This window comes from Nocardia abscessus (genome assembly GCF_015477775.1).
In the GTDB taxonomy this organism is placed as follows: Bacteria; Actinomycetota; Actinomycetes; order Mycobacteriales; family Mycobacteriaceae; genus Nocardia; species Nocardia abscessus_A.
On record NZ_JADLQO010000024.1, the window covers coordinates 68,835 to 75,235 of the forward strand.

Below are 6,401 nucleotides of genomic sequence, written 5' to 3' on the forward strand. Positions count from 1 at the left end.
AACACGTCAGCGGGCGGCCTCCTCGGCGAGGACGGCCGCTTCGGGAGCCAGCCAGCCACGCAGTGCGCGATACACCGCCGCATGATTGAGCAACGTGAAGTGATGCGCCGACGCGAGATGCATACCGTGGTCCACGTCGAAACCGACGCGACGGGCGCGCCCACGGCCCGAACCGCTCGGCGTCAGAACCAGCCCGTCACCCACCACGCGGCCCAGCGGATGCCGCGGACTGCGCGTGACCGTGGCGGTCACGAAATAGTGCTTCGCACCCGCCAGCAGCGGCACCTCGCGGATCACCCGGCGACGCAGCGCGTCCGCGTCCAGATCCCGCCAATCCTCGTCCACCAGCGAACCGTCCCGCAGGTCCCGGATGCCCGCGCTGCGCCGACGCAGCAGACGCCCGAACGGGCGCGTCTCCGGCACCCGCACCAGCGCCGCCGACGCGTAGTGCACCAACTGCTCCAGCGGCGCGCCCAGATGAGGTGAACCGAGGCACACCACCTCTCGCACCAGCCGCACCCACGGCAACCCCGCCTCAGCCGCCTGGAAGCACGCACCGCGCGCGACCAACCCGCCCATCGAATGACCCACCAGCGACACCCGCTCGATCGGCACCGGCCACCGCTCGACCAGGCACCGCATCAGCTCACTGAACTGCCCGGCGTTCTCCGAGATGTGCAGACCGGTGTTGTACCGGACGTGCAACGCCGTGCATCCCGTGTCCGAATCCAATCGCTCGGCGTAAGTCGGACCGCCACCCAAACGCCACGCGTGCTCGGTCTCCACCAATCCGTGCAGGAAGACCACGACATGCGAACCGGGCCGCCGGACCCGCGCACCGACCAGCTCGGCGCGCACGGGAGCGCCGTCGACGCGGAAGGACATCGGCCCCGCCAGTATCGGCCGGGTCCGCTCGAGATCATCACCGATCAAACCCTGCAAGGCGGCGAGGAACCCCGAGCCGTACACCGTGCGCGACGGCGCGGCGCCGGGCGGATCCGCGGTTCGCTCCGCGACCATCCCCGCCGCCACCACCGAACCACTGACCGCACGGTAGACGCCCTCGGCGATCACATCGTGCATCAGCTCGACCGGAGCCGCCGCCGGTCCCACGCCCCAGCGCACCGCGGTGAACACGCGGTGCGCGATCGCCCGGTGTACCGCCGCGATACCCTCGACCGCGCCGCCGAGTTCGTCACCGGCCAGCCGGGCCAGCGCCCTGACCTCCGCCTGCCGTTGGCGTACGTCGTCCGTCATGGATTCAGTGTACAAATGTGCACTGAACTGCGTGCGGGAACCCTACGGCACCCGCGACACAGCCACCGCGGACTCGGTGAGGCTGCCCAGATACAGCACACCGTCCTGCTCGACTACGCCGGTCACCAACGAATAATCGGTACCTTCGACCTGAAGGTCGTGCACGACCTCGCCCTCGAAATTCACCGCCAGCACCCACACCGTCCGGGCGGGCTTCGGCTGCACCCACTCCGGCAGCGTCCACACGATGCGCCGCAGAATGCCGGGCAGCGGAAGAAGCCGGTCCAGCAACGGATTCCGCGGTGACGGAAGGGTGACCCAGATCAGGCCGTCGCTGCCGAGACCGAGGTTGTCGGGAAAGCCGGGCAGGTTCTCGATCAGCCGCTCCTGCGTGCCCGCCTTCGGGCCGGTCAGCCAATAGCGCGTCAGCCGGTACCCGCCGGTTTCCGCGACGACCACACAGGAGCGGTCGGGCGCCACGACCACGCCGTTGGCGAACTGCAGATCGTCGATCAGCGTCTCCACCTCGCCGGCGGGGTCGCGGCGGAACAGGCGGCCGGTGCCCGAGTGCTCCAGGAGGTCGCCCATGTATTCATCGAGTGCGTACCGGCGCGACGACGCCGAGAAGTAGATCGTGCCGTCCACGTCGCGCACCACATTGCTGGCGAATCGCAGGCGCTCGCCCTCGATCTCGTCGACCAGGACGGTCAGGCGTCCCTCGGTGTCCAACTCGAGCAGTCCGCGCTCGAAATCGCAGATCAGCACACGTCCGTCGGCGTCCGCGTGCAGGCCGAGCGGACGGCCGCCGGTGTTCGCGAGATCGCGTACATCGCCGGTCGCCGGATCGATGCTGAGAATCGCGCCACCCTCGATACCCGCGATGATCCTGCCGTCGGGGGAGAGCACGACATCCTCCGGGCCGCTGCCCGGCAATTCGAGACGCCTGAGCTCGGGGAGGGGTGGGGTGCTGCGAGTTCGGCGAGCGCGGGCAGGGGAGCGCGGTGGCGTCCAACGCTGCGGCCGCATTGTCGAGGCGAGCATGGGCATCAGGGTAGCCGGGGGAGTGCGGAGTTCCGGTGAGAAACGGGACTGGATAGGCGAGTGAGGTACGTCTGAGTAGCGGAGCCCGCCAGGGTGATTGATGCTGCCCACCCCCACTGCCATGGATAACATTGCCTTACGTAGATATGCGCATCTAATGATACGTATCACTCACCCGCAATAGCGCAGACCAACCACACACCAAATCAAAAACGGCACAGAGGCCGGGGGAGGGAGCTGGCGATATGAGTGCTGTTCGAGTAGCTGGTCGGCGCTGCTGCCGGTCTGCCCGGGGCGGCGGTGATCACGTCGCCGGGCCCGGGTCATCGAAGGTCGGCAGCGGCGCCGCGATGTCAGGGCTGGTGGGTGATGGTGTACCAAAGGATGGCGAGCGTACCGAGCGTGAACAACGGTGCCACGACGAACGTTTCGACCATGTTCCCGGTGCGATCGATGATGGGGAATCTGACCCGGAGGCCAAAGGGCCAGAACAAGCGGCAGCCGCGATCGGTGAGGCAGTCACCGATCAGGTGGGCCAATGCGCCCAGTCCGACGGCGAAGGGAAGCCAGACCGGCTTGTCGGCGATCCAATGCTCCATCGCGAACGTACCGGCGGAAGCGAGGACCACGATCGGCCCCCACGCCTTGAAGTTGTTGCCGGACGGGCACAGATGCAGAGCGCGCACGGCGAGGGCCAGTAGGAAGAAGACCAGGCTCAACGTGAACCACCGCCCGAGCCAGTGCTCGCCTGCCCAGGTGCCGTAAGCCGCGGCCGCGACGAACGCCAAGGAGTGGGTGGCGCCGCGGTGGCCGCCGGAAACCCATGAGATGAGCTTGCATGCGGTGTGCGTGATCGGACCCAGCGTGTGCGAAATCGTCCCGTCGGGGTGGTCCGCATCGGGCAGCAGCGCGGCCCCGGCCGTGAGAAAAACTCCCAGCAAGAGATCGACGGTGCCCAGGTGCCCCGTCGCATCCTGCAGAGCCGGATAGGTCAAGATAGTTACCGGCAACGTCGCCGCTGCCGCCGACCAGGCCAGCGCGCCACTGGTCGCATGTGAATGTCCAAGCACCATTCGAACGTTAGTTCAGCTACCTATCGGTACGCGAATACCGTTGTGAGGTGCGAGAACCGAGGAGGAACTGCCGATGGGGTAGGGGAGTGCTCTGGAGCCGGCGCGAGCTCGGGGTGCTGTGCGGACGTTGAATCCGCGCGTCGATACCGTCCACCGCTGTCCAGTGCTTATTCAGAGGAGGTCAACTCAGCGGTGCGACATTCATTGTTCAATGATTGCGATACGCTCCTGTGCGTATATATGCATATATATCTCTCTACCTCGGCATCTCAACTGCCCAAATATCAACAAAACCGCAAAGACAGGAGAGGTGGAGCCCGGCTGGAGTGCCTTTAATACCTCGCGAGAGGGTGGCGGGCATTTCGCGCGTGCTTCGAAAGGTCGAGGACTGCATCGAGCCCACGCGGTAGGGGGTACAGCTCCGCGCGGCAGATGTTTTCGTCTAGAGAACGTCGTCGATGGCGACGGTGGCCGCAGCCATCACCTGCCGCGCGAGTTCCGGGCAGTCGACCGACACGGTGGTGTCGACGACGACGACCGGTGTGAGGGCGAGCGGCTCGGCCAGTCGCGCCCAGCGGTCCCAGTCGTGGGCGAGGTGGGCGTCGTCGTGGTACAGGGCGGCGCGCGTACGACCGCGGTATCGCACACGGGCGAGTTCGGGTGGAACCGCGCACCAGACCTCCACGGCTCGTGTCGCGCCGGAAGTCGTGATGCCTGCGGCGGCGTACCGTGTGTCACGGGGTTTGAACCACCACGAGTCGACCAGCACGACACCGGACAGCGCGGCGGCGAGCGCCCATGCCGCCTCCATCGCGATCGCGCCGATATTCGGTGGGACAGAGCCGTGGTCGAGTCCGGCGCCCAGCGCCTCTTTGATGGCGTCCTTGGTGATCAAGTGCGCGCCCAGTTCCCGCGCCAACACCGGAGCCAGGGTGGACTTCCCGGAGCCGGGTAGGCCGTTGACGAGGACGAGTAGTTCACAGATGGTGACGCAACCTCCAGAACAGCCGAGAGCCTCGGGCCGACGAATGGCGTGATTGTTGTTGTCGGTCGCTGTGATTCGCAAGGTGGAGTCGCTGCGACGGAGTCCCTGTGGTGGCGCGGATCCGCTCGAGGAGCTACCACTCACACGCAACCGATCGACCGGGGTCGGCGGTGAAGACTCCGTCGTCGCGGCAGTGCCGGCTCTGCCGGTGAACCGATCGCTGAAGGTTTCCCAGTCATGGGGATTTGATGGAGCGGTTCACGCCTACGCTGCATCGAATAACTCGAGCTGATCGGTTGCCTGCTGGGCACTCCGGTCTCGACGTGGATGTATGGCAACCGTCTGGTTTCGACCAGGTCGGCTCGACTGGTGATAGGCCATCGGTAGGAGGTTGCGGTGGGTAAGGGGCGTGGAGTTCATCTGTGCGGCAGTGTCCCATTGGCGGATGCGCGGACGGTCTTCTCGGAGGCGGCACAGCGAATCGGGAAGCATCTCAGACGCATTCCGGACGGGGAGACCGGAGTGCGGGACAACTGGGTGGTGTGGCAGCTGCCCAAGATGCAGGCGCATCCGGATCTGGAGACCGTTCCGCCGCCGAGCCCGGAGTACGGGCCGAGTGAACGTGTACAACCCAAGCCCGGCGTGGACGCGGCATCGGTCGACTTCGGTCCGCTGGGTTACGCGGAGGCCGCCCTGGACTCCTGGCAGGTGTTCCGCCAGCTGCGTGAGGAGGGCATTATCCCGGCGGGCACCCGGTTCCAGGTCAGTTTGCCTACGCCTATCGCGGTGATCGGGGCGTTCGTCGCTGGACCGCAGGGGGAGTTGGAGCGCAGATACGAAGCGCGCCTGCTCGATGAACTCGGCGTCATCGTCGCCGCCATATCGCCGAATGACCTTGCGGTGCAATGGGATGCAGCGGTCGAGTTCGCCATCTTCGAGGGCATCTTTCCTTCCTGGTTCGGGTCCGACTACCCGACGCAGCTGGAGGAAGTAGGGCAGCGGCTCGTACGGCTGGGCGCCGCGGTGCCCGAGCCCGTCGAACTCGGCTATCACCTCTGCTATGGCGATTTCGGGCATCGCCATTTCGCGGAGCCCGCCGACACCGGCCGGCTCGCGGCCGTCGCCGGTCGCGTTCTGGCGGGGCTGGATCGTCCGGTCAACTGGATCCACCTGCCGGTCCCGCGCTCGCGCACCGATGCCGAGTACTTCGCGCCCCTTGCCGGCCTTGCCCTTCCACCGGAGACGGATCTGCACCTCGGCCTGGTCCACGCCACCGACGGCCGCGCGGGCGCACTTCAGCGCATCGAGGCCGCCCGCCGCGTGATCTCCGAGTTCGGCATCGCCACCGAGTGCGGCATGGGCCGCCGCCCAGCGGATCAAATCCCCGCGTTGTTCGACCTGCACGCAGAACTCGCCGACACCTTGGCCTGAGTTCGGATGTCTCGGCGCCAGGCCATGTTTTCGGGGTTGGGCCTGGCGTCGAGGCAGGAGCGTAGGTTCGTGATCGCGACGATATGGTGAGCCGCGAGAGGATCCGGGCCGGGTCTTGGACAGCGAGCCAAGGGGAGTGGCATGCAGGACCTTTACCCCGCACGCGGAGCACACCGAACATGATCTCGTCGGCGGCTGGTACGACTCGAAGCTGACGGCGCGGGGTCGGCGCGACGCCCGCCGTGTAGCCGAAGAGTTGGCCCGCCGGTCAGCAGCTTCCCGGTCAAATGCTCGGGCTGCGGCGTCGATCAGGATCGCCGTTACGTTGGTATCCCGGCACGGGGGAGCCGTCGGGCCAGGAGCAGCTGCCGTCGTCGTAGCAGGTGTGTCAGCGTGGGCTCAGCTGAGCAGTTGAGCGATCGTCAGTTGTCACAGCTCGCGATCGACGCGACATGGCTCGTGTCCCGGCCTCCGATGCGCGAGGTTCGCCGCTGGGGGAGCCGGTACGGGATCGTCATGGCTTGGCCGAGCCCGCGGCCACCACCCCCAGGTTGCGACCAGTCCTTCGATGAGAACTACTCCGCGACAACGGCGATTCCGCCTACTCGCAACCC

The 6,401-nt window shown here is 66.8% G+C and carries 5 protein-coding genes; 1 reads left to right on the forward strand and 4 read right to left on the reverse strand.

Annotated elements, in window-relative coordinates; translation table 11 throughout:
• Positions 1-6 precede the first annotated feature (6 nt).
• From IU450_RS36595 to IU450_RS36610, 4 genes are all read right to left on the reverse strand, one after another.
• Positions 7-1,257, reverse strand: coding sequence for an esterase/lipase family protein (locus IU450_RS36595; RefSeq protein WP_195154295.1), 1,251 nt, complete (start codon positions 1,255-1,257; stop codon positions 7-9).
• A 42-nt stretch (positions 1,258-1,299) separates the two neighbouring features.
• Positions 1,300-2,298, reverse strand: a complete 999-nt coding sequence (locus tag IU450_RS36600) for an SMP-30/gluconolactonase/LRE family protein (RefSeq protein ID WP_228835627.1) — start codon at positions 2,296-2,298, stop codon at positions 1,300-1,302.
• 353 nt (positions 2,299-2,651) lie between these two features.
• Positions 2,652-3,368 (reverse strand): metal-dependent hydrolase, encoded by a 717-nt coding sequence (locus tag IU450_RS36605; RefSeq protein WP_195154296.1) that lies wholly within the window; start codon positions 3,366-3,368, stop codon positions 2,652-2,654.
• 445 nt (positions 3,369-3,813) lie between these two features.
• Positions 3,814-4,437 (reverse strand): AAA family ATPase, encoded by a 624-nt coding sequence (locus tag IU450_RS36610; protein WP_195154297.1) that lies wholly within the window; start codon positions 4,435-4,437, stop codon positions 3,814-3,816.
• Between the two features lie 441 nt (positions 4,438-4,878).
• On the opposite strand from IU450_RS36610, the gene IU450_RS36615 reads away from it, so the two are divergent.
• Positions 4,879-5,787: a hypothetical protein gene (locus tag IU450_RS36615; protein ID WP_228835628.1), complete on the forward strand. Its 909-nt coding sequence runs from the start codon at positions 4,879-4,881 to the stop codon at positions 5,785-5,787.
• The last annotated feature ends 614 nt before the right edge of the window (positions 5,788-6,401 follow it).